Genomic DNA, 22,858 nt, shown 5'->3' on the forward strand with positions numbered 1-22,858 from the left:
TTGCTAAAAGGCTTTTGTTTAAGTTTTTTGACTTTTATTAATAATACTAAACTACAAAACCGCTGTTGAATTATAAATTCAACAGCGGTTTTGCTTTAATTTATTAAGAGTAGTACGAGTTCAGCTTACATAATAGGTGTGAATTTTATAGCAGTACCACCTCCCGCAGCTAATTTTAAATCTAATACCGTTTGGTTATCTACAGTTTGTTTAGAAATATTAACAGGGTAGGGGTTTAATTTGTAATTGGCAACATCGCCATCGGCATAAATTATGGCGGTATATTTTTTATTTGCGTTTAAAAACGATAAGTCTACTTTCAGGTTACGCGGTTCTTTATTCGTGATACTTCCCAAATACCAATTGTCTCCATCCCAATCTTTACGAACTATAGTTGTATAATCGCCTATTTTTGAATCCAATACTTTGGTGTCAGACCAAATAGAAGGCACTTCTTTTATAAATTCAAATTCTGGTTTTCCTTCATAATTTTCAGGCAAATCGGAAGCCATTTGTAAGGGGCTAAAAATAACGACATACAAAGCCAATTGCTTTGCCAAGGTAGTTTGAACCATGGCATTATTTGGTGTTTTATAATCAAAATTGAAGTTTCCAGGAGTAAAATCGAAAGGTCCAGATAACATTCTGGTAAAAGGCATAACGGTGGTATGTTCTGGCGTATTTCCCCCATCGGCCGACCAAGCGTTATATTCTTGTCCGCGGCCACCTTCTTGAGTCATTAAATTAGGATATGTACGTTGTAATCCTGTTCCTTTTACAGGTTCATGATTATCAATCATAATATGGTATTTAGCGGCCGTTTCAATAACTTTTCTGTAATGTCTTACGCCGTATTGGCCATCATGCCATTCTTTTTTATCTAAAAATTTATTTACATAACCTGTTTTTACAGCATTGACACCTAGTTTGTTATACAGAGCAAAAGCATCTTCTAGCTGATTTTCATAATGTTTAGAAGCTCCAGCCGTTTCATGGTGTCCAATTAAGCGCACATTATTTTTAGCGGCATATTTACTTATTTCCTCTAAGTCAAAATCTGGATACGATTGGGTGAAACTAAAAGCAGTACCATCGGCAGTCCAATCGCCATCCCAGCCTACATTCCAACCTTCAACAAGCACGCCATCTAAACCGTTTTTAGCTGCAAAATCGATATAATGCTTTGTGTTTTCGGTTGTGGCGCCGTGTTTTTCGCCTTGTCCCCAGGTGTATTTTTCTAAATGCATACCCCACCAAATTCCAATGTATTTTGAAGGCTCTATCCAAGAAACATCATCAATTTTTGAAGGCTCGTTAAGATTTAACATGAGTGTTGAAGTCACCAAATCGCCAGGCGTATCACCTACAATAATGGTTCTCCAAGGGGTACTAAAAGGTGTTTCAGCATAAACTTTTACGCCATCTGCCCAAGGTACTAAATTGCTCTCATATTGGTTGTTATTGGTTTTAAGTAATGTCATGGAAGCAAAATCGGTTAAATTAGCTTCATGAATGGCTACAAATAAACTGTCTTTAGTTTCAAAAGTTGCTGGTGTGTTTATGGTATCTGTTTTGCTTATTGGGGTTTTTCTGTAGAAACTCTCGTAGTAACTATTTTCAGCATGTACAGGAATCCACCAAACATCATTATCGAAAGGAAAGGTGAATTCTGTAATTTCATTCGATATTTTTACCTTATTAAGGTTATCTTGTTTTGGGAATGCATAGCGAAACCCTAATCCGTCATTAAAAACTCTAAAAACAAGATTAACTAAACGGTTGTTTCCTTTAGTTTCTTTTAAATGAACAATAAGTTCATTGTGGTTATCGGTAATGGTTTTAAATTCTCCCCAAGGCTGTTCCCAATTGGTATTTACTGTGTTTTTTTCAACATTTAAAACCTCAAAACCAGAGGTCATGGCCTTAACATCTTCAAATTCAATGCCTAGAAATGAAGGTTTAATGACTGTTTTACCGTTATGTGATAAATTATACTGCGGTTCGCCTTTTTCAGTCAAACTAAATGTTAAGATGTTATTGTGGTTAGGCGACTCTATTTGATAGGTTTTATTAGTTGAATTGCAGGACAGCAATCCGAAGCTTAATAAAAGAATGAAATAGAAAGTGTATCGTGAATTTTTCATTATGATGTTGTAATGATTGGTTATATTTTATAGGGTTTCCAGAAGTTCGGTAGCTTTATTGGTTTGCAGGGAAACATAATAATAGAATACTTGGTCTAGCTTTTTTTGAATCGCTGCATTGTCGCTAAATTCTTTTCTTAAATTATACAGGTTGCTTATGTTGCTAAACACATTACCTGTGTTTTCTACACCTGCAAAAGCTTTTACTTTTTCTATATAGGAATAGCCAAACTCTTGAGTAGGCTCGAACATGGTGCCTTCGCCAAAATCATTCCAGGTGATGAGTTGTAAATATTTTAGATTGGCATTTTTTGCCATAGATAAAGTTTCATCTAAAGTAGCGCCGTTATTGTGTGCTATGGTCCATCCAATATCGGTAGATGTACCACCTTCTTTATAAAAATCATGAAAGCCAGGGTAGGCACTTCCTATGCCAACTTGAAGGTTTGGAAGCACATTGCTGTAAAAATTTGATAGATATGAATTGTCTTTATATACCCAAGCATATTCACCTTGCGCATTATCTCCCGCTTCTGAAGATTCGTTCCATAAGGTTAAAAATGTTGGTTTCGGATTTAAAGCACTAAATACTTGAGTCCATTGATCTGGAGTGCTTAGTGTAATAGGACCGAAATTTAAAAGTAAAGGTTGATTATTTATTTTTATGTAATTGGCATCGTTAAAGTAATTATTTTGCATGTATGCCATATCTTTTTTTGCTGCACTTTCTACGTTTGGTGCTAAATTGGCATCTACAATTTGGGGTAAAAATCGGTCTTCGTATACAATAGCGTATTCCAGTCCTACATCTTCCAACATAGCAATAAGTTGTTCGGCATTGTCTTTTACAATTTTATAATCATTTAAATTGTAAGCACCATACCAATCAATTAAAACGCCATCGATACCTGCATACTTCATGAGTAATAAATGATTTTCAATAACATCTTTATCTCCGGAGTGATACGGACCTATTAAAGGGTAATAATGTGAAGCAATTTCTCGTTTTCCTGAGGCATCTGTAATGTCTGGGTTTTTGTTACTCATGGTCCAGTGGTAGCCCCATTGATTATTTGCACTACTTGCCTTAGTTTCAAACCAAGGCATATAGTGCATATAAACTTTTGTGTTATTAGTTTTATTTATAGGAACAGCATCAAAAACCTCTAATTTAAAAGAAGGTTCTTTTTCATCTTTCATAGTATCAGAATCGGAATCACAACCTGAAATTTGTAAGCAGAAAAGTAGGATGCTTAAATTTGAAATGAACTTAGTCATGGTTAAAATATGTATTAAAAAAGATGATTTATGTGATGATTAAAAAATGTTAGCCTTCTAAAAAACTAACTAAAAAAAATAGAAGGCTAACTGAAAACAAACTCAAACAATTAATTAATTTGGATACCCAGGATTCTGGGTAAGGTTTGTATTGGCACTTAAAACAGTTGTTGGAATTGGGAATATAGCTCTATAAGCTTCTGTAGGTCCTTTTTCCCACCAAGGCTGAAAAAATGTTCCAAACCTAATGTTATCTGTTCTTCGGTGTCCTTCAAAAATAAATTCACGAAGTAGTTCTTTGTCTAAGTAAGCCAAATCGATAGTACTTGGCGTTGTCATGCCTGCTCTTGTGTTAATCTGATCAAGAAAAGGACGTGCTAGATCTGGTGATCCTAAACGTACGTAACATTCGGCTTGCATCATTAAAATTTCAGCATATCTAATAAGTACAAAATCGTTATCGCGTTCCCATTGGTCGCCCGCGTTAATTTGGTATTTATTTAAACGTACCCCTTCATTTTGTTTGGCATCTTCAAAGTTAGAGATGTCTTCGGTGTAATTTAGAGGTTGACCACTATCCATAATAATTACAGATCCTGTAGATAAATTAATTTGTTCGCCTGCTAACATAGAAGCTTTACGACGATCTAAATCATCAAAATCGGAGTAAACTCCTGGTTGCGCGCACATACCATTTGCAGACCATGGGTAGTCTCCAGTTGGAGAAACTGCAAAACGTTGTAAATAATGATAGGACATCGAACTCATATAGTTTCCTATAGTACCAGCATCATTATCGTAAGGAATGGCAAGAATGATTTCGGTAGAGTTTTCATTTTGAGTTGCAAAATTGGCAAAGTAATCAGGTTCTAACGCGTATCCAGAAATATTCTGACACATATCAATACAATCTTGCCAACGTGGTTGACCTATAAAGGCTTCAGAGTTTAAATATAATCTAGCTAAAAGCGCGTAGGCTACATTTTTAGTAAATTTTGAGTACGCAATATCAGCTCTTAAGTAAGGTAGAGCTTCTGTTAATTCGCTTTCAACAAAATCGTAAACTTCTTTTCTTGATGAATTTGCAGGCAATCCTAAATCTTCAAAATCTGTTACAATTGGCACATTACCAAATAAATCTAAAAGCATGTAATAGTAATAGGCTCTAACAGATTTTAATTCAGCAAAAATGGGTTTTTTAGCATCTTCTGTTAATCCAGATTGATCAATTTGATAAATAATTGAGTTTATTTTTGCAATCCCGGCGTAGCAGTATCTCCAAGCAGATAAAATCATGCCGTTATCTGGTGTCCAGGTATGTCTTTGTGCATTTTGATATTGACCACCATCATACCAATCGGTACCTCTTGTTGGAATGTTAGCTTCATCTGAAACGACTTCATTTAAGAAAAATACATATTCTGAAGCCGGAAAAGCATTAGAGATATCGTCTTGAAAACCTCTTAAAGAGGAGTAGGCTCCTCCTGCAAGGGCTTCAATTTCTTTTGGTGTTTTACCAAAATCTTCATCTTTAACTTTATCAAATAACTCTTCTTCCAAATTTGTACAAGCAAATATGGATAGCGCCGTGCATACTATTAAGGTTATATTTTTTATTTTCATTATAATTCGTTTTATCGTTATTATTGATTAATACCCTAAGCTTAGATTCAATCCTAAAGAAACCGTAGTAGGTCTTGGATAATTGTTAAATCTGTCGATACCAGGGTTGTCTAATCCTGTTAAGTTTACTTCAGGGTCTACACCTTCATAATTTGTAAATACTGCTAAGTTTTCTCCTAATACATAGAATCTAATTTTAGAAGTTGAATTTTTAAACGGAATGGTATATCCTAAAGTCACGGTCTGTAATCTGAAGAAAGAAGCATCTTCAATCCAATAACTAGAGAAAGTTGGCGCCGAGTTGATGCCACTATCCAAATAGGCATCAGGCACATTATAAGCAGGCAATCTGTTTGGGTCGTAAAGCATCATGTTTGTTGCATTTAAAACATCTTGTCCGAAGCTGCCGTAACTTGTAAATCCAAAATCAAAGTTGTTATAGGTGAAATTCATTCCGAAACCTATTGTGAAATCAGGTTGAACATTGCCAATTGCGGTTTTTTCATCACTTAAAATAAACTCGCCATTTTCATCTAGACCAGAACTCTCATAGCCCCAAAATGTACCTACAGGATACCCTTCTTTAATCACTTGCGAAAACTGGTTAGACATGCCAGATAAGCCATGAAGCGAACCGCTATAAATAACATCAGTTTCGTAAATTTGATTGGATAATTTTACAATTTCTTGAGTGTTTTTAGCAAAAGTAAAATTGGTGTCCCAGTTAAAATTATCATTTTGAATGATGTTCGCATTTAAAGTAAGCTCTAAACCTTGGTTGGTTAGCTCACCCACATTGGCGAGAATGGTACCCACTAAGTAAGGTGGTTGTGGTACTTCGTAAGTGTATAATAAATCTTCTGTTTTTTTATTGTACCAATCTAAGGACCCAGAAATTCTATTGAATAAGCTAAAATCTAAACCAATGTTAACTTGGGTTGTAGATTCCCATTTTAAATCAGGATTTGGGTTTTGTGCAGGCGAGTAGGCTAAACTCCAAGAGTCTGTAGCAGGATCGTAATAACTATCGCCACCAACACCTAAAATTGATAATGATTTATATTCGCCAATGCCATCTTGATTACCTGTAACACCATAACTCGCTCTTAATTTTAAGCTTGTAAGCCAATCTTCAGAAGCTTGCATAAAATCTTCTCCTGTTACGTTCCAAGCTACAGAGCCCGAAGGGAAGATTCCCCATTTGTTGTTTTCACCAAAACGGCTAGAACCATCTTTTCTTATGGTAGCTGTAAACATATATCTGCTATCGTAAGCGTAGTTTGCTCTAGCAAATAGTGACACTAAATTCGATTTTCCTTTATAAGAATACACATCACCTAAGCGGTAGTTTTGTCCGGCTCCTAAATTGTTGTATTCAAATAAATCGGTAACAAAACCACTACGTTGTGCTCCAAACCCTTCATAAATATTGTTAAGGTATGAATATCCAGCCATGGCATTTAAAGTGCTTTTCCCAAACTCTTTGTTGTAATTTAAATAGGCTTCAAGTTGCATGGTGGTGTATTCACCATAAGTTTTTTGTCCGTAACCATTTTCACTTCGCCCTTCCATAACAGCATAAGTTGGCTTGTAGGTGTTTCCTGTGTTGGCATTATGCTCTACAGATAGGTTTAAAATGGCTTGAAAGTCATTTAAGAAATTAGCTTCCGTTTTAAAGTATCCTAAAAGTCTGTTGCGTTTGCTGTCTGCATTTCTGTTGGTTAATATTTCAACAGGGTTTTCGTAAAGAGTTCCTCCAACTTCAGTAAAGTTACCATCAGCATCATAAACTGGAATGGTTGGATTTAAGTTAAAAGCACGTTCGAAAATTCTGTAGTCTAAAGGATGCCATTTATCAATATTAGCAAATAAACCAGCATCAAATTTAATGGCTTTATCAAGTATGTATTGGTGGGTGTTTAAACTCGCGTTTAAGCGTTCCATGCCTGTGGTTTTAATAATACCTTCTTTATTTAAGTATGAAATAGAAGCTCTTAAACCACCAGTTTCGGTTCCAGATGCCATGTTTATAACATGCGATTGTGTAGACGCCATATTTCTTTCTAATTCTGACTGCCAATCTGTATCGGCGCCAAAATCGATAGCATCGGTTAAGTTATTGTCTCTTACATAGCCTCTCCATTGGTTTGCAGAAAGCATATCTAAATGATTTGAAGCTTGACTTATACCTGTGAAACCGTTATAATTAAAAGACAATCCTTTTTTCTTGCTTTTGGTTGTAATAATAATTACACCATTGGCACCACGCGATCCGTAAATAGCGGTAGCAGAGGCATCTTTTAAAACATCTACAGACTCAATGTCGGCAGGCTGTACCACGTTAATATCAACACCAGAAACACCATCAACAACAATTAAAGGATTGTTACTAGCGGTTAAAGATGTACCACCTCTTAAACGTAATGACGAACCACTACTTGGGTCTCCCGTGTCTTGTGTAACCACTAAACCAGCAACTTTTCCTTGTAATACTTGCTCGGTTGAGGTTATGGTACCTTGTACTAATTCTTTAGAAGATACGGTTGAAATTGCTCCTGTTAAATCAGATTTTTTCATTGTTCCATAACCTACAGAAACAATTTTTACAGCATCAAGAGCAAATGCATCCTCTTTTAAAGTAATTGTTAGAGGCGCGTTTGTGTTTGCTGTTATTTGTATTTGTTGTGAAGTGTACCCAATATAGGAGATTTCTAAAGTGCCTCCCACGGCTACTTCTAATTCAAATTTACCGTCAAAGTTAGTGGTTGTCCCGTTTATTGTTTTAGATTCTAGGATGGTAGCACCAGCTAATGTTATTCCTGTTTCGTCTAGAACGGTACCAGTAACTATTTTTTTCTCTTGCGCGTTTATTGTTAATGTTAAGAAGAATAACACAACAATTAAAACAAAAGACTTTCTTGTCTTTCCTTTCGGAAAGTTTATGTGTGAATATTTGTTATTCATTAGAATTTATATTTTTAGTTATTTGTTAGTCTAAAGTTTTTAAAGGAATGGTTGTTTCCGATATCGTTCTATCTTTATTATCCTTAACCAATACATGAATGTCGTTAATGTTATTCATGCCTTGAAGCGCCGTTGGTAAATCAACAAAACCTTTAATTTCGCTTACACCTCCGCTAAATTCACCTGTAATTACTTTGCTTCCAGCAGTAATAGTGTAAATAAGTTTAGTGGTACCTACTTCGTTATAGATCCTTGAAATTCCTAAAAAGTCTTTTTTGCTTATTTGTAAAGGAAAAAAGCGAAACACAGGTGGTGGTGGCGGTATGTATTCTGCGGCATTTATAACTTGGTCGCCAGAATTAACAGCCCAATCGGTTCCTACCATTAAAAAGTTAATGTTTTCCATAACAAAGCCATCAGGGATACCTTCGTAATATTCAGATGGAATGAAATCCATTTTATAAAAACCATTTCCTAAATCTTTAAGCTTTGTTTTTTCTACGACTTCTGGTACCCAAGTTTGGTATTCTTGCAAAATCGCCCAGTTGTTTAATCCGCTGTGCATGTGTACACTCGCTACGTTTTCAAACCCTGGAACTAAGTTGGAGTTAAATAAAATACTTAGCGGGCTGTTTAAAGATGGTGCCTCAGGATAAGCACGAATCAGTTCATCAGCCGTATAAAAGGAATCAAATGGGGTATATGTTACATTGGAAACATCGGTTTGTTTGGATCCTGTTTTATCTTTTAAACGAAACCAAAAACCAGCACTTGCAGCAATATCTTCGGCGCTCATCGAGAAATAATCTGTAGGAGTTAAAGTAAAACTCCATACCATTTCGCCTTCATTGGTTAAATGAGCAAATTCAGATGAGTTTTCCCAGTTTCCTGCATCAGGTTCAGAAGGTGACCAAATCCAGATGTAAATTTCTTCATCTGGAGCAAAAGATGTTGTCGATAAATCGAAATACCAAGTCACTTCCTCGTCGTAATTGTATACCACAGGATTGGACCAAATTTTATTTGCACCTCCAACTTCCTCTTGGGCTTGCGCGAAATTGGTTGCTACAAATAAAGCTATTAATATAAAATGTATAATTTTTTTCATTTGTTTATAGTTATTAAGTTTATTGGTACATGTTGCTTTCATTTCAATATTTTCTTGAGAACAGAAAATATGGAATGAAAGTTTTATGTATTAATTTTTAGTTGTTTGAAGTCAAACTAAATACATAGGAAATAAATGGTGTGCCTCCCGAGGTTCTTACCAATTGTACTTCCATTTCTTCATTGCTTCCAGGAACCGATGTTAATAACAAAGAGTCTGTTATTTTAGATTTTTCAGCATCGCTATACAAATGAATTTGGATGGCTCCAGAGTTGGCTTGCTGAAATGCATTGCTTAACCCCCAATAGCCTTTTAATTGAAATATTGGTGGTACATTTCCAGAGATTTCATAGCTTGTAGGCTCCATGTTTGCATCTACATTAAATGCCATGGTGCATACATCATAATTAAATAATGTGCTAAGGTTCTGTTCGCTTGGTTCAATGGCGTTGGCTTTTGCGAATTGGTCGACCATTTTCAGGTTCAATAAGCTCCAATTGCCTTGCATTTTTTCATAAATAGTAATAGGTTCTACATAAGAACCATCGTCTGATTTGTTACAGCCTAAGGCTAATAAACCAAAAAAAACGAATACTAATACTTTAATGGATTTCATAGATTAAATTAGTTTAGTTAAATGATTAGTTAATAATTATTATCCTTGAGTTAATTAGGATAAAGCCAAATTAGAAACTAGAGTTTCTTAAAAAAAAATATTGAGGAAAAATCAAGATGATTTTAGATTGAATTTTAATTCAAATCACTGATTAACAGTTGTTTGTGATTTTTGTGTATTTGAAAAAATCGAGATAGAATTGAGAAATTTACAGCGTTTTTTTAACGTTTTTATAACATTTATTGTGTTAATTCTTGCAGTTTTTTGCTTTAAACGTATTATGTCTTGTTGTTTTTTGCATAATGTGTAGTATTTTGTCTTTATATTAAATAAATCTTATTTTCGCCTCAAAATGAATTGAGCAATAAGTTTTAAATTAGCTTTTGTGCCATTATTTATACCAACACTAACCGACTACTAAAAAAAGATGCGTAACCTACTTGTTATATTTTTTGTTTTTTCATCTTTATATACTTTTTCCCAAAATATAAATCATGTTCTAGATAGTTTAGATAGCGAATTGAATCATAAAAAACGCTATTTAAAAATTAAATATGATTCGATACAGGAGCTAAAAAATAATGCCAAGAAGTTTACTTTAAGTAAAGACAACAAGAATCTTTATAAAAACTATTTGTTGCTTTTTGATGAGTATCGATCGTTTAAATACGATTCGGCCTATTATTATTTAGAATTGGCAAAAGATAAAGCAAAAGTGCTGAATGATCCAGATTTGCTTTCTAGTATAAAAACAAAGGAAGGCTTTGTTTTGCTTTCTTCGGGTTTGTTTAAAGAAGCTCTCGATACTTTAAATAGTATAAATGTTGAAATCTTACACAATAAAACCAAGTTTGAGTATTATACAGTGCTCGCTAGAACGTATTATGATTTTGCCGATTATAATAAAGACGAACGTTTTAATATTCAATACATACAAAAAGGGAACGATTATTTAGAAAAAGCTTTGGAGTATGTGGAGCCTGATTCCAATGAATATTGGGCTACCGAAAGTTTAAAACGTATGAAACAGCAAGACTGGAAAGGGGCTGAATTCGCATTTAGATATTGGATTAATAATTTTGATTTACCTCAAGAATATTACGGGATTGCCACATCAAGTCTAGGCTATTTGTATTCGCAACGTGGTTTTGATGAAAAAGCCATTGAATACCTTGCTTATGCAGCTATTGCAGACATAAGGAACGCCACTAAAGAAACGGTTGCATTACGAAACCTAGCGAATGAAATTTACAAATTAGGGTATTTAGAAAAGGCGAATACCTATGTGAGTTTGGCTATGGATGATGCCACATTTTATAACGCGCGCCACAGGAAAATTGAAATATCTTCCATACTTCCTATTATTGAGCAAGCACAGCTTAAGAAGGTAGAAAGGCAAAATGATAGGTTAGAAAAAATCGTCATCTTATTAGTTGTTTTAGCCATTGGTTTTATTGTTTTTCTAATCATTATTTTCAAACAGCTAAAAACAAGAAATGCCGCTAGAAAAGAAATGGCCGCTTCTTATTTACAACTTCAGGAAATGAATAAGAAGTTAAGTGAGTCTGATGCGATAAAGCAGGAATATATCACTTATTTTATTAATGCGACTTCCGAGTTAATTAATAAAATGGATCAGTTTCAAAAAAATGCCATTCAAAAAACAGTAGCTAAACGTTATGATGATTTAATTACAAATTTAAAACGCTATAATGTTAAAAAGGAACGTGAAGATTTATTTCTTCAGTTTGATACCATTTTTTTAAAATTATTCCCTTCTTACATAAAAGAGTTTAATGCGCTTTTTCCAGAGGATCAAAAAGCAGATTTTAAAAAAGGCGAATTGTTAAATACCGAATTAAGACTTTTTGCATTATACCGTTTAGGCATACAGGACAGTAATCAAATTGCTGCCTTTTTAGAGCTGTCTGTGGCTACAATCTACACCTATAAAACCCGAATAAAAAGTAAGTCAAATTTTAAAGATTCTTTTGAAGAACGCGTTATGGCTATTGAATCTATTTAAAGAGGTATGTTTTAATTAAATTGCCTCATATTTATGGCCTCACATCACGAATAAAGTCTCCTCCTAGCATTGGTTTTTATAAAGCATTCTTTTTTATTTATTAGTTTGTTTTTTTCATTTTCAAATGGCTCTGAACGCTGAATAAAAGGAATTAAAAGTACTGTTTTATCTTTTGTAATATTTAATTCATAATGTCAAGGTTAGCCTTTCATTTATCTGTTTTTTTACTGAAAAATTTCGGCATAAAACAAATCTCCTTTAAAAGCATAACATTAAGTTTTTAAAGGATTCATGTTTGCATATCTGTTTACCTTTTCAAATAAAAACCTTAAATTTATCATAAAGAATAGAAACGTAAATATAATCTTGCTTTTTGCTAGCTGATTATAATCGCTCTTAAATTTTAATACATGAAGAACAGCTACTTAACCAACACAACCACAAATACGCAAAATTTAATTAGACTTGCTCTTTTAATATTTGTTTTTTCTTTAACATTTACCTCAGTAGATGCTCAGTCATGTACCTTAAATGCAGGACTTGATCAAACTATTTGCGATTCGGATGTATTTCAATTAGATGGTACTACGCCAGACACCTACACTGAAGGGCCTATTTGGACCCAAATTAGTGGGCCATCCGTAATTATTAGCGACCCGACTATTGATGATCCTATTATTACGGGGTTTTCAGGAGGAAATACTTATGTTTTTCAGTTGTCAGCAACCTGTCCCAATGGATTAAAGCCTAAACAAACGGTATCTGTTACCGTAGAGGCAGTAACCATCGCTAATGCAGGAGTTGATTTGGCTTCGTGTCCCGATGATTCAGGGGCATTAATAATTAACGGAAACACACCAAGTAACCCAGGAGAAATAGGCCAGTGGTCTATTGAGGGAAACAATGGTGGCGGCGTTGTTATTAATCAGCCAGATTCGCCAACTTCAACCATTACATTGCCTGAAACTAGTGCAGGGACTACGGTGTTGCGATGGACAATTACAGGTCCAGAATATGCCCCTGGACAATTTTGTGAATCGACATCTGAAATTACCATTACCAATTATGGCGGTGTAGATCCTGTAGATGCTGGTCCCGATCAAACCTTATCCAATTGTTATACCGTAAGTGAAAGTACAAATCTAGATGCTTCTTTTGGAGGTGATGGCACAAATGGTCAACAAGGTACTTGGACGTTTGTAAGCGGGCCTTCAAACCCCAATATAGCCGATGTGCACAATAATTCTACTAATGTAAGCGGACTTGTAGAAGGGGTGTATGTATTTAGATGGGATGTTACAGGGCCTTGTGTTTCCGGGAGTGATACCGTAACCATTACAGTTCCTGCAGCGACTCAAGATGTTACAACAGCAGTTGTTACAAATGGGAATCAACATTTTTGCGACCCAAATGCGACAGAAGCAACTTTATCTGGTTCGACACCAAATTTTACCAATGAAACCGTTTTATGGGAACAGATTTCAGGCCCAGCAGGTGCTGTAATTCAAAACCCAACTAGCAGTACAACTTTAGTAACTGGGCTTGTAGCTCCAAATAGTTATCAGTTTAGATACACTATTATCAATAATGTTACTAATTGTACAACAGAGGATGAGGTTAATATTAGATATAACGATGATCCTGTTAGTATAACAGTGAACTCTGGCGATGATTTTGTTGGTGCTTGTGAAGACAAATCTATAGAAATACCCTATCAATCTACTGGTGGTAATAAAACAGAATATAGCATTGAAAGTGGTCCAGCTGATTCTGCGCTCAGTTTTCCTACACCTTACGTTAACTTAGGGTCGGCAGATAGTGGTACAGTATCTATTGATGATTTTGACGTTGCTGGGGCTTATAGTGTAAACTTTAGAAGGTCTACTTCTGGAAATATTTTACAAGGTTGTGGTGTAGCAAATGCATCTATTACCATTTATATATCTACCACACCTTCTGGTTCGAGTGCTGGCGCTAGACAGCTATTTAATTGTGGTGCTACTTCTGGTTCTTTGGCAGGAAGTGCTATTCAGCCAGGAGAAACATCGGAGTGGTCTCAAGTTTCAGGACCTAATACTGCGGTTATAGCAGATCCTTATGCGCAAACAACAGGTATTTCAGGCTTAGTTCCAGGTTTGTACTTGTTTAGATATATTGTTTCGGCTGGTCCTGCATGTCAACCATTTGCTTCATCAACCACACTTGCCGTGGTATCGCCAGTAGATAACGGTACAGCTGATGCGGGTTCACCGCAAACCGTTTGTGTTGATGCGCCTGTACAGCTGGCAGCAAATACACCTAATATCGTTTTAACAGGAACATGGACAGCTTCAGATCCTGGAATTGTTTTTTCAGATGTTAATGATCCTAATGCAATAGCAACAGGGTTTTCATTACCATCTACAGATTATACGCTTACTTGGACTATAGAAAATACATATACAAATTGTGGTCCCCCTGCAGAAAGTACTGTTATAATCAGTACAACCAATGAAAGTGCACCAACAGTAGCCAATGCAGGTGCTGATTTTTGTTTGCCTTCTGGTACAACAACTATCCCGAATCTTGATGGCAATACAACTGAAGTAGACGAAATTGGAACTTGGACACAAATTTCAGGGCCTTCAACAGCTGTTTTTGCAGATGTAAATAACCCAACTACTGCCGTTTCAGGTTTAGTAAACGGAAATTACGAGTTTCAATGGGAGATTGCTTTTAGACCTTTTGTAACAAATGCTTGCTCAACGACAACTGATACAGTAAATGTAGTTATTGCAGATACAGGTGCTAGTGTTGCGGCTGGTCCCGATCAGAGCCTGTGTTTAGATCCAACACTTTTATCTTTTACAATGGCAGCCGATGCCCCACAAGATGACGGCGTAGGGACATGGGTTTTAGTGTCTGGAGCAGGTGGTTATAATGTAGATGATATCCATAGCCCGACCGCTACTTTTTCTAATCTATCAAATGGCACCTATATTTTTGCGTGGTACATAGATTATGGAGGTTGTGTGACCTCAGTAACCCCAGATCAAGTTACTATACAAGTCGGCATACCACCAACCCCTGCAGTTATTCAAGGAGGAGATCAAGTGCTTTGTGGTACAACTACAACTACTATAACGGCAGACCCAATACAAAACCCAAATGTAGAAACTGGTAGTTGGACTGTAGTGTCAGGCCCAAACACTCCAACCATAAGCGATACAAGCAGTAATACCATTACTGTTACAGGAATGACAACGGGGTCTTATGTGTTTAGATGGACTACAGTAAGCGGTTCTTTGCTTTGTCCGAATTCGACAGCCGATGTGACGGTTGATGTCTATGCGCACTCAGAGTCAATTCCAAATCAGCAATTATGTGATGTTACAAGTGTTTTTCTTGAAGCGACCCCTGGAACTACAGGAACTTGGACTATTATTTCGGTTGATGGGGCAACCGATGCAGGCATTATTGCACCTTTCGCACCAACTCAATCTCCCAACAATAGCAATACTGCAAATGCGCCGGTTGATGCGACTCAAGCAACAACTTATGTTTATGAGTATACTACAGATTATACAGGTTCAGGGGCTGCATGTAACAATACCGTACAAACAACCGTTGAAGTTTCTAACGGCCCAAGTATAGCACCTCTTGCAGGACCAGATCAAACACTTTGTGAAACAGATATTACAGTAGCTAATCCTGTTCAGTTACAGTCAGGGAATACATCGCCATTACCAAGTGATATAACTTCAGAATGGCGTTTGTTATCACAACCAAACGGAGCTAATACCGTAATTGTTTCGCCTGGCGCTTTAACAACAGATGTCACTGGATTAGATGTACAAGGGGTATATGTTTTTGAGTTAAATTTTGCTAGTAATTTTTGTACCGATGAAGCCGATGTGGTTAGGGTTGAAATTTTTGATGAACCTAGTGATGCAGATGCAGGACCAGATCAAGACCTAGCCTGCCAAGATAATACCCAACTTGATGCCACAGCGCCAACAGTAGGAATTGGAACTTGGTCTTTTGCAAATCCTAGCGATGACCCCTCTGGTGGTGTTGCAGTAATTGATAGTCCAAATAACCCAAAAACCACCCTATCCAATATACCAGATGATGCAGGAAATGATGGCTTAGATGATGTGTATATTTTAACATGGACGGTTTCTAACGGTTCTATGGCTTCACCTGCAGTATGTGCGCCTAAAACGGATACAGTAACTCTTACCTACACAGGAGCACCACCATCGCCAGCTGTTGCGGGACCAGACCAAGAATATTGTGATGTCACTCAAGCGACTTTAGCAGCTACCGCACCAACAGTGGGTATAGGTACATGGACACAAACCGCAGGAAATGCAGCAAATATTACAGCCCCTAACAATCCTAACACTTTAGTTTTAGGGCTTACTGCTGGTACTTACGAATTTACATGGACTGTAAATGACGGTGGTTGCTCGTCATTTGATACGATGAATATTGAGATTTATTCCGATCCACTTACCGCAAATGCAGGGCCAGATCAATTGATGCCAGAGTTCTCTATTGTTAATTTAGATGCGACACCTGCAACGGTTGGTCAACGGATGTGGACTCAAATTTCTGGGCCTACAAATGCAACTTTTGTTGATGAATTAGATCCGAAAACACAGGTAACCGGAACTACTGTTGGCGATTATGTTTTTCAGTGGACGGTTTCCAATGGCATATGTAATGCTGTTTCAGATCAAGTTATCATAACAATTCAAGCGATTTCAGATTTAGAATTAACAAAAAGTGTAACACCTTCTAGTGTTAATATTGGCGACACAGTTACATTTACATTGGCTGTGTACAATAATAATGATGACGCTGCTAATGCAGATGCAACAGGCGTTTCTGTACAAGATGTCTTGCCTTTAGGCTATACATTAGTGCCTGGAACAGTTTCTAATAATGGAAGCTTCGATCTAGCAACTCAAACCATTACATGGACCAACTTAAGCATTACTAACGGTTCAACTATAAATTTAACATTTGATGCCACCGTTAATGGTTCAGGAACTTATGTGAATGTTGCTCAAATTACTGCAAGTGCAAATTTTGATCCAGACAGTACACCTAATAACGATGATGGTGACCAAAGTGAGGATGATGAAGCTAATGCACAAATTTCATTGCAATCTGCAGATTTGTCTCTTGATAAATCAGTTTCAGTAACCGATGCAAGTGTTGGAGATACTGTTGTTTTTACCCTTACGGTTTCAAATGATGGACCCGATGAAGCAACCCATGTAGCGGTTTCAGATCAACTTCCAAATGGGTATACTTATCAAAGTGATGATTCTAGCGGTTCATATAATGTCACTTCAGGAATATGGACGGTTGGCACGGTAGCCGTTGGAACGCCAGAAGTTTTAAACATTACGGCAACTGTAAATGCGCCATCAACAAGTTCAAACAATTACTTAAATAGCGCTCAGGTTATCGCAAGCGATCAAGCCGATCCTGATAGTACCCCAGATAATGATGATGGCGACCAAAGTGAGGATGATGAAGACAATGCCACAGTAACGCTTCAATTGGCCGATCTTGAAGTTACAAAATCATTATTGCTAATTTCAGGTTCTGTAGGAGAAACGGTAACTTTTAGCGTATTGGTAGAAAATAAAGGGCCAGGAAACGCCACAGGGGTTGATATTCAAGATTTATTACCAAACGGCTTTGATTTAGTGCCTGGAACTGTTTCAAATGGAGGGGTTTATCAGCTTGGAAATAATTCAATAGTTTGGAACGATTTAACCATTGCAAACACAACTTCTGTAACGTTAACTTATGATGCTGTGGTGAACGATTCAGGGAATTATACGAACACTGTTCAAATTACAGCAAGTGATTTACAAGATCCAGATTCTACGCCTAATAACGATGATGGTGATCAAAGTGAAGATGATGAAGATGCTGCAACTTTTGTTATTGAAGAAGCCGATTTAGAATTAACGAAAGCCATCAGTACAACAAGTAGCACCACACCAAACATAGGAGATACGGTTACTTTCGAGCTAACGCTTTTAAATAACGGTCCTAATGATGCTTCTGGAATTACTATTGAAGATGTGTTGCCAACGGGTTATACGCTAACTTCGGGAACAATAAGTAACGGCGGAACACTTATAGGCAACCAAATTAACTGGACAGGTTTAAGTTTAGTTAATAGAGCAAACATGACTTTAAGTTATGATGTGGTTGTAAATATGCCAACAGGCAATGTTGGTGAATACACAAATTTAGCTCAAATTACGGCAAGCAATCAGTTTGATCCAGATAGTGATCCCAATACAGGGCCAAATGTAGACGACCTTAATGATGGTATTGCAGATGATGATGAAACTGAATTTACTATTACTCCTCAAACAGCCGATTTATCAATTAATAAAACGGTAAGTAACAATAATCCTAATGTTGGCGATGTTGTCACTTTCACAATAGCGCTTAGCAATGCAGGAAGTGTTGATGCAACAGGTGTTTCTGTACAAGATATGGTACCAGTAGGCTATTCTAATATTACCAATATTAGTAACTCTGGTGTTGCAGCAGGAAACCAAATCGATTGGACTGGATTTGCAGTGCCTGTAGGTATAGAGACCGTCATTTTAACTTTTGATGCTACTGTTAATGCACCAACAGGAGCTTCAGACGAATATTTAAATACCACTCAAATAACGGCAAGCGATCAATACGATCCAGATTCTACTCCAAATAATGATGATGGCGACCAAAGTGAAGATGATGAGGACGCAGAAGGAATAACCATTAAGCAGGCCGATTTAAGTATCACAAAAAGTATTGATAACCTACATCCTAATAGTGGCGACACGGTAATTTATACTTTAGTGGTTACCAATTCAGGGCCAGATACAGCAACAAATGTAGCTGTTGAGGATGTTTTACCAGTAGGTTTAACTTTAACAGCAGTCAATAATTCGGGCACACAAACTGGAAATACGGCAAATTGGTCGGGATTAACGGTTTTAGCAAATAATGGTAGTGTCACCTTAACCTATGAAGCAACTGTAAACACACCAACGGGTGCCAATGGCGAATATACAAACGTTGCTCAAATAATTGCTAGCGATCAATACGACCCAGATAGTGACCCTAGTACAGACGAAACTGTAGATGAAGATGGTGATGGAAATGGTTTTGATGATGATGAAGCGACCTTGACAATTACAATAACAGAAGCCGATTTATCTTTAACTAAAACGGTAGTAAATAATGATACAGCACCACTCGAAGGTTCTCAGATCACATTCGAAATTAGAGTAACTAATGATGGTCCAGACCTTGCAACAGGAGTTGCTGTAACCGATTTAGTGCCTTCAGGATTTGATTATGTTTCTTATAGTTCTACCAAGGGAATTTATAATGAACTCACAGGCGTTTGGTCTGTTGAAAATGTTGTAGCAGGAGCAACCGAAGTTCTTTTATTAGATGTTATAGTAAATGACTCAGGCGATTACTTAAACATTGCTCAGGTTACAGCTTCAGATCAAATTGATCCAGATTCAACACCAAATAATGATGATGCTACCGAAGACGATCAAGACAGTGTGCTTGTAACACCAGTTGCACCAATGGCTGACTTATCATTAACAAAAGCAGTCGTAGGCGGAAACACTTCACCATTACAAGGCGATCCAATTAGTTTTGAAATTACAGTCACTAATGCAGGTCCTCAAGATGCGACAGGCGTAACGGTAACCGATTTGTTGCCAACAGGATTTACTTATGTGTCTTTTAATACGTCTTCAGGAACCTACAATTCTACAACAGGAATTTGGACAGTAGGTACTGTAATCAATGGCGCTTCAGAAACTTTAGCAATAACCGCTCTTGTAAATGCTACTGGCGATTACTTGAATATAGCGCAGGTTACAGCATCAGATATAGGCGATGCAGATTCAACACCAAATAATGATGTTACTACCGAAGACGATCAAGACAGTGTACAGATAACACCAGTTGCACCATTGGCTGATTTATCATTAACAAAAACAGTTGTGGGTGGAAACACTTCACCATTACAAGGCGATCCAATTAGTTTTGAAATTACAGTCACTAATGCAGGCCCTCAAGATGCGACAGGCGTAACGGTAACCGATTTATTGCCAACAGGATTTACTTATGTGTCTTTTAATACGTCTTCAGGAACCTACAATTCTACAACAGGAATTTGGACAGTAGGTACTGTAATCAATGGCGCTTCAGAAACTTTAGCAATAACCGCTCTTGTAAATGCTACTGGCGATTACTTGAATATAGCGCAGGTTACAGCATCAGATATAGGCGATCCAGATTCAACACCAAATAATGATGATGCTACCGAAGATGATCAAGACAGCGTCCAGATTACACCAGTTACACCAATGGCTGACTTATCATTGACAAAAACCATTGCCAACGGAAACACATCGCCTATTCAAGGGTCGGTTGTTACTTTCGAAATTACTGTGACAAACGATGGTCCTCAGGATGCTACAGGGGTAGAAATAACTGACTTATTGCCATCAGGATTTAATTATATTTCGTTCAGTACTTCTACAGGAAGCTATAATCATGTAACTGGAATTTGGACGGCAGGAACGATAGCTAATGGCGCTTCAGAAACCTTATTAATTGATGCTCGAATAAATGGTTTTGGCGATTATTTAAATAGTGCTCAAGTTTCAGCATCAGATTTAGCCGACCCAGATTCAACACCAAATAATGATGACGCTACAGAAGATGATCAAGATAGTATTCAATTATCTCCAGTGGTTGCTTTGGCCGATTTATCATTAACAAAAGAAGTTGTAGGCGGAAATACTTCACCATTAATAGGCTCGCAAATCACTTTTCAAATTACAGTAAGTAACGATGGGCCAAATATTGCTACGGGCGTAGAAGTGACCGATGTATTACCTCCTGGTTTCGATTACGTATTGTTTAGCGCAACCTCAGGAAGTTATAATCAAGCAACTGGGGTATGGACCGTTGGATTAATCCCTAATGGTAGTTCACAAACCTTATTAATAGATGCCTTGGTGAATGCGCCAACAGGAGCCACAGATGAACATCTTAATAATGCAGAAGTTACCGGTAGTACTATTAACGATCCAGATTCGACACCAAACAATAACGACCCAAGTGAAGATGATCAGGACAGTATATTAATAACACCAGTAAATGCTTTGGCTGATTTATCGCTATCAAAACAAGTGGTTAACGGAAATACATCACCATTGGTTGGTTCGCAAATTACATTTGAAATTAGTGTAGCAAACGACGGCCCAAATGTGGCAACAGGAGTTGCTGTTATTGACATGTTACCAGTAGGCTTCGAGTATGTTTCATTTAGTGCGACATCTGGCGTTTACAATCAGGGAACAGGTTTATGGACGGTTGGTATCGTTCCAACAGGAGGAACTCAAACCTTGTTAATCGATGCGATTGTAAAAGTACCTACAGGAGCTGCCGATGAATATACAAACACGGCACAAGTTTCAGCATCAGATTTAATAGATCCAGATTCAACTCCGAATAATGACGATGGAGATCAAAGTGAAGATGATGAAGACAATGTTGTTGTTACGCCGTTGGCAATTGTAGCCGATTTATCTCTTACAAAAACAGTGGTTAATAATAACTTAGCACCTAATGTTGGTGATCAAATTACATTCGAGATTTCAGTAACCAACAGCGGGCCTAATACGGCTACGGGAGTAGAAGTAACCGATGTGCTACCTGCTGGATTTAACTATGTGTTGTACAGTTCAACTTCAGGAACCTATAACCAAGCCACAGGTTTATGGCGAACAGGAACCATAATGAGTGGCGATACACAAACCTTATTGGTAGACGTTACAGTAAATGCGCCAACAGGAACAGCTAACGAGTTTTTGAATAGCGCTGAAGTTTCTGCTAGTGATGTTTTTGATCCAGATTCAACTCCAAACAATAACGATCCAAGTGAAGACGATCAAGATAGTATTTTGATTATGACTGAAACGGCCGATTTAAGTTTAGATAAATCTGTTAGTAATGTTAATGCCAATGTGGGCGAGGTTGTAACCTTCACTTTACAAATAGATAATGCAGGTCCTAATGAAGGGACAGGCGTAGCTGTTGAAGATGTATTACCAATAGGATACAGTAATATTACCAATATTTCAAATGGAGGTTTATGGGCTAATAATGTTATCAATTGGACCAACTTAAATGTGCCATTATCTGGGTTAACATTAACTTTTGAAGCTACGGTGAATATGCCAACACTTCAAGATAATGAGTATTTTAATAAAGCTCAAATTACCGCAAGCGATCAGTTTGATACAGATAGTACACCAAATAACGATGATGGTGACCAAAGTGAAGATGACGAGTCCAGCGTAACTATAAACACTCCAATAACAGATATTGAAGTTGTTAAAGAGGTTGATTTTGAAACCCCAAGTATTGGTGATGATATTACCTTTACAATCACTGCAACTAACTTAGGTAGTATAAATGCAACAACCGTTGAAATTGTAGACGCCCTGCCAACTGGATATCAATTTGTGTCTTACACAGCAACATCTGGAACTTATGATGATGCAACTGGTTCATGGTTAATTCCTGAAATTGCAGGCGGCGCTAAGACAACTTTAAGCCTATTGGTAACCGTTAAAGATGTTAACGATTATTTAAATACTGCAACGCTTCAGTTCTTAGATCAAATAGATGCTAATAGCGATAATGATACTAGCGAGACAAGCATTACGCCATCGTGTTTAACCATCTACAATGAGTTTTCGCCTAACGGAAATGGGAAAAACGAATTCTTTTACATCGATTGTATAAATAATTATCCTAATAATGCTTTAGAAATTTATAACAGATGGGGAAATCTGGTGTATAGCAAAGCAGGATATGATAATACATTTAACGGCGAATCAAACGGCGGTTCAATGTTTAAGAAGGGTGAAGAATTGCCAGCAGGAACATACTATTACATTCTTGATTTAGGCGATGGTTCCGATAGAAAATCAGGTTGGTTGTATTTAGCACGCTAGTAGTTGTATTATAGAATAAGGTTATGCCTCAAA

The 22,858-nt window shown here is 36.9% G+C and carries 8 protein-coding genes; 2 read left to right on the forward strand and 6 right to left on the reverse strand.

Annotated elements, in window-relative coordinates:
- Positions 1–125: 125 nt before the first annotated feature.
- From H6X70_RS00110 to H6X70_RS00135, 6 genes are all read right to left on the reverse strand, one after another.
- Positions 126–2,144 (reverse strand): glycoside hydrolase family 97 protein, encoded by a 2,019-nt coding sequence (locus tag H6X70_RS00110; RefSeq protein WP_194765646.1) that lies wholly within the window; start codon positions 2,142–2,144, stop codon positions 126–128.
- A 27-nt stretch (positions 2,145–2,171) separates the two neighbouring features.
- Positions 2,172–3,422: a glycoside hydrolase family 71/99-like protein gene (locus tag H6X70_RS00115; protein ID WP_194765647.1), complete on the reverse strand. Its 1,251-nt coding sequence runs from the start codon at positions 3,420–3,422 to the stop codon at positions 2,172–2,174.
- Positions 3,423–3,536: 114 nt separating this feature from the next.
- Positions 3,537–5,045: a RagB/SusD family nutrient uptake outer membrane protein gene (locus tag H6X70_RS00120; protein ID WP_194765648.1), complete on the reverse strand. Its 1,509-nt coding sequence runs from the start codon at positions 5,043–5,045 to the stop codon at positions 3,537–3,539.
- Positions 5,046–5,072: 27 nt separating this feature from the next.
- A complete protein-coding gene (locus H6X70_RS00125; protein ID WP_194765649.1) occupies positions 5,073–8,009 on the reverse strand; it encodes a SusC/RagA family TonB-linked outer membrane protein in 2,937 nt (978 codons plus the stop codon).
- 25 nt (positions 8,010–8,034) lie between these two features.
- Complete coding sequence (locus H6X70_RS00130) at positions 8,035–9,117, reverse strand: hypothetical protein (RefSeq protein ID WP_194765650.1); 1,083 nt, start codon at positions 9,115–9,117, stop codon at positions 8,035–8,037.
- 97 nt (positions 9,118–9,214) lie between these two features.
- A complete protein-coding gene (locus H6X70_RS00135) occupies positions 9,215–9,733 on the reverse strand; it encodes a DUF5004 domain-containing protein (RefSeq protein ID WP_194765651.1) in 519 nt (172 codons plus the stop codon).
- 427 nt (positions 9,734–10,160) lie between these two features.
- Between H6X70_RS00135 and H6X70_RS00140 the strand changes: the two genes are divergently transcribed.
- Both H6X70_RS00140 and H6X70_RS00145 read left to right on the forward strand, forming a co-directional pair.
- Positions 10,161–11,759: a DUF6377 domain-containing protein gene (locus H6X70_RS00140; protein WP_194765652.1), complete on the forward strand. Its 1,599-nt coding sequence runs from the start codon at positions 10,161–10,163 to the stop codon at positions 11,757–11,759.
- A 410-nt stretch (positions 11,760–12,169) separates the two neighbouring features.
- Positions 12,170–22,825, forward strand: a complete 10,656-nt coding sequence (locus tag H6X70_RS00145) for a PKD domain-containing protein (RefSeq protein WP_194765653.1) — start codon at positions 12,170–12,172, stop codon at positions 22,823–22,825.
- Positions 22,826–22,858: the final 33 nt, after the last annotated feature.

The organism is Tamlana sp. I1, assembly GCF_015355625.1.
Taxonomy (GTDB): Bacteria; Bacteroidota; Bacteroidia; order Flavobacteriales; family Flavobacteriaceae; genus Pseudotamlana.

What these genes read in the sequence shown, in the direction of transcription:
- H6X70_RS00140 (WP_194765652.1), top strand. Translation starts at nt 10,161, where the DNA reads ATGCGTAACCTACTTGTTATATTTTTTGTTTTTTCATCTTTATATACT.
- H6X70_RS00130 (WP_194765650.1), bottom strand. Translation starts at nt 9,117, where the DNA reads ATGAAAAAAATTATACATTTTATATTAATAGCTTTATTTGTAGCAACC.
- H6X70_RS00145 (WP_194765653.1), top strand. Translation starts at nt 12,170, where the DNA reads ATGAAGAACAGCTACTTAACCAACACAACCACAAATACGCAAAATTTA.
- H6X70_RS00120 (WP_194765648.1), bottom strand. Translation starts at nt 5,045, where the DNA reads ATGAAAATAAAAAATATAACCTTAATAGTATGCACGGCGCTATCCATA.
- H6X70_RS00135 (WP_194765651.1), bottom strand. Translation starts at nt 9,733, where the DNA reads ATGAAATCCATTAAAGTATTAGTATTCGTTTTTTTTGGTTTATTAGCC.
- H6X70_RS00110 (WP_194765646.1), bottom strand. Translation starts at nt 2,144, where the DNA reads ATGAAAAATTCACGATACACTTTCTATTTCATTCTTTTATTAAGCTTC.
- H6X70_RS00125 (WP_194765649.1), bottom strand. Translation starts at nt 8,009, where the DNA reads ATGAATAACAAATATTCACACATAAACTTTCCGAAAGGAAAGACAAGA.
- H6X70_RS00115 (WP_194765647.1), bottom strand. Translation starts at nt 3,422, where the DNA reads ATGACTAAGTTCATTTCAAATTTAAGCATCCTACTTTTCTGCTTACAA.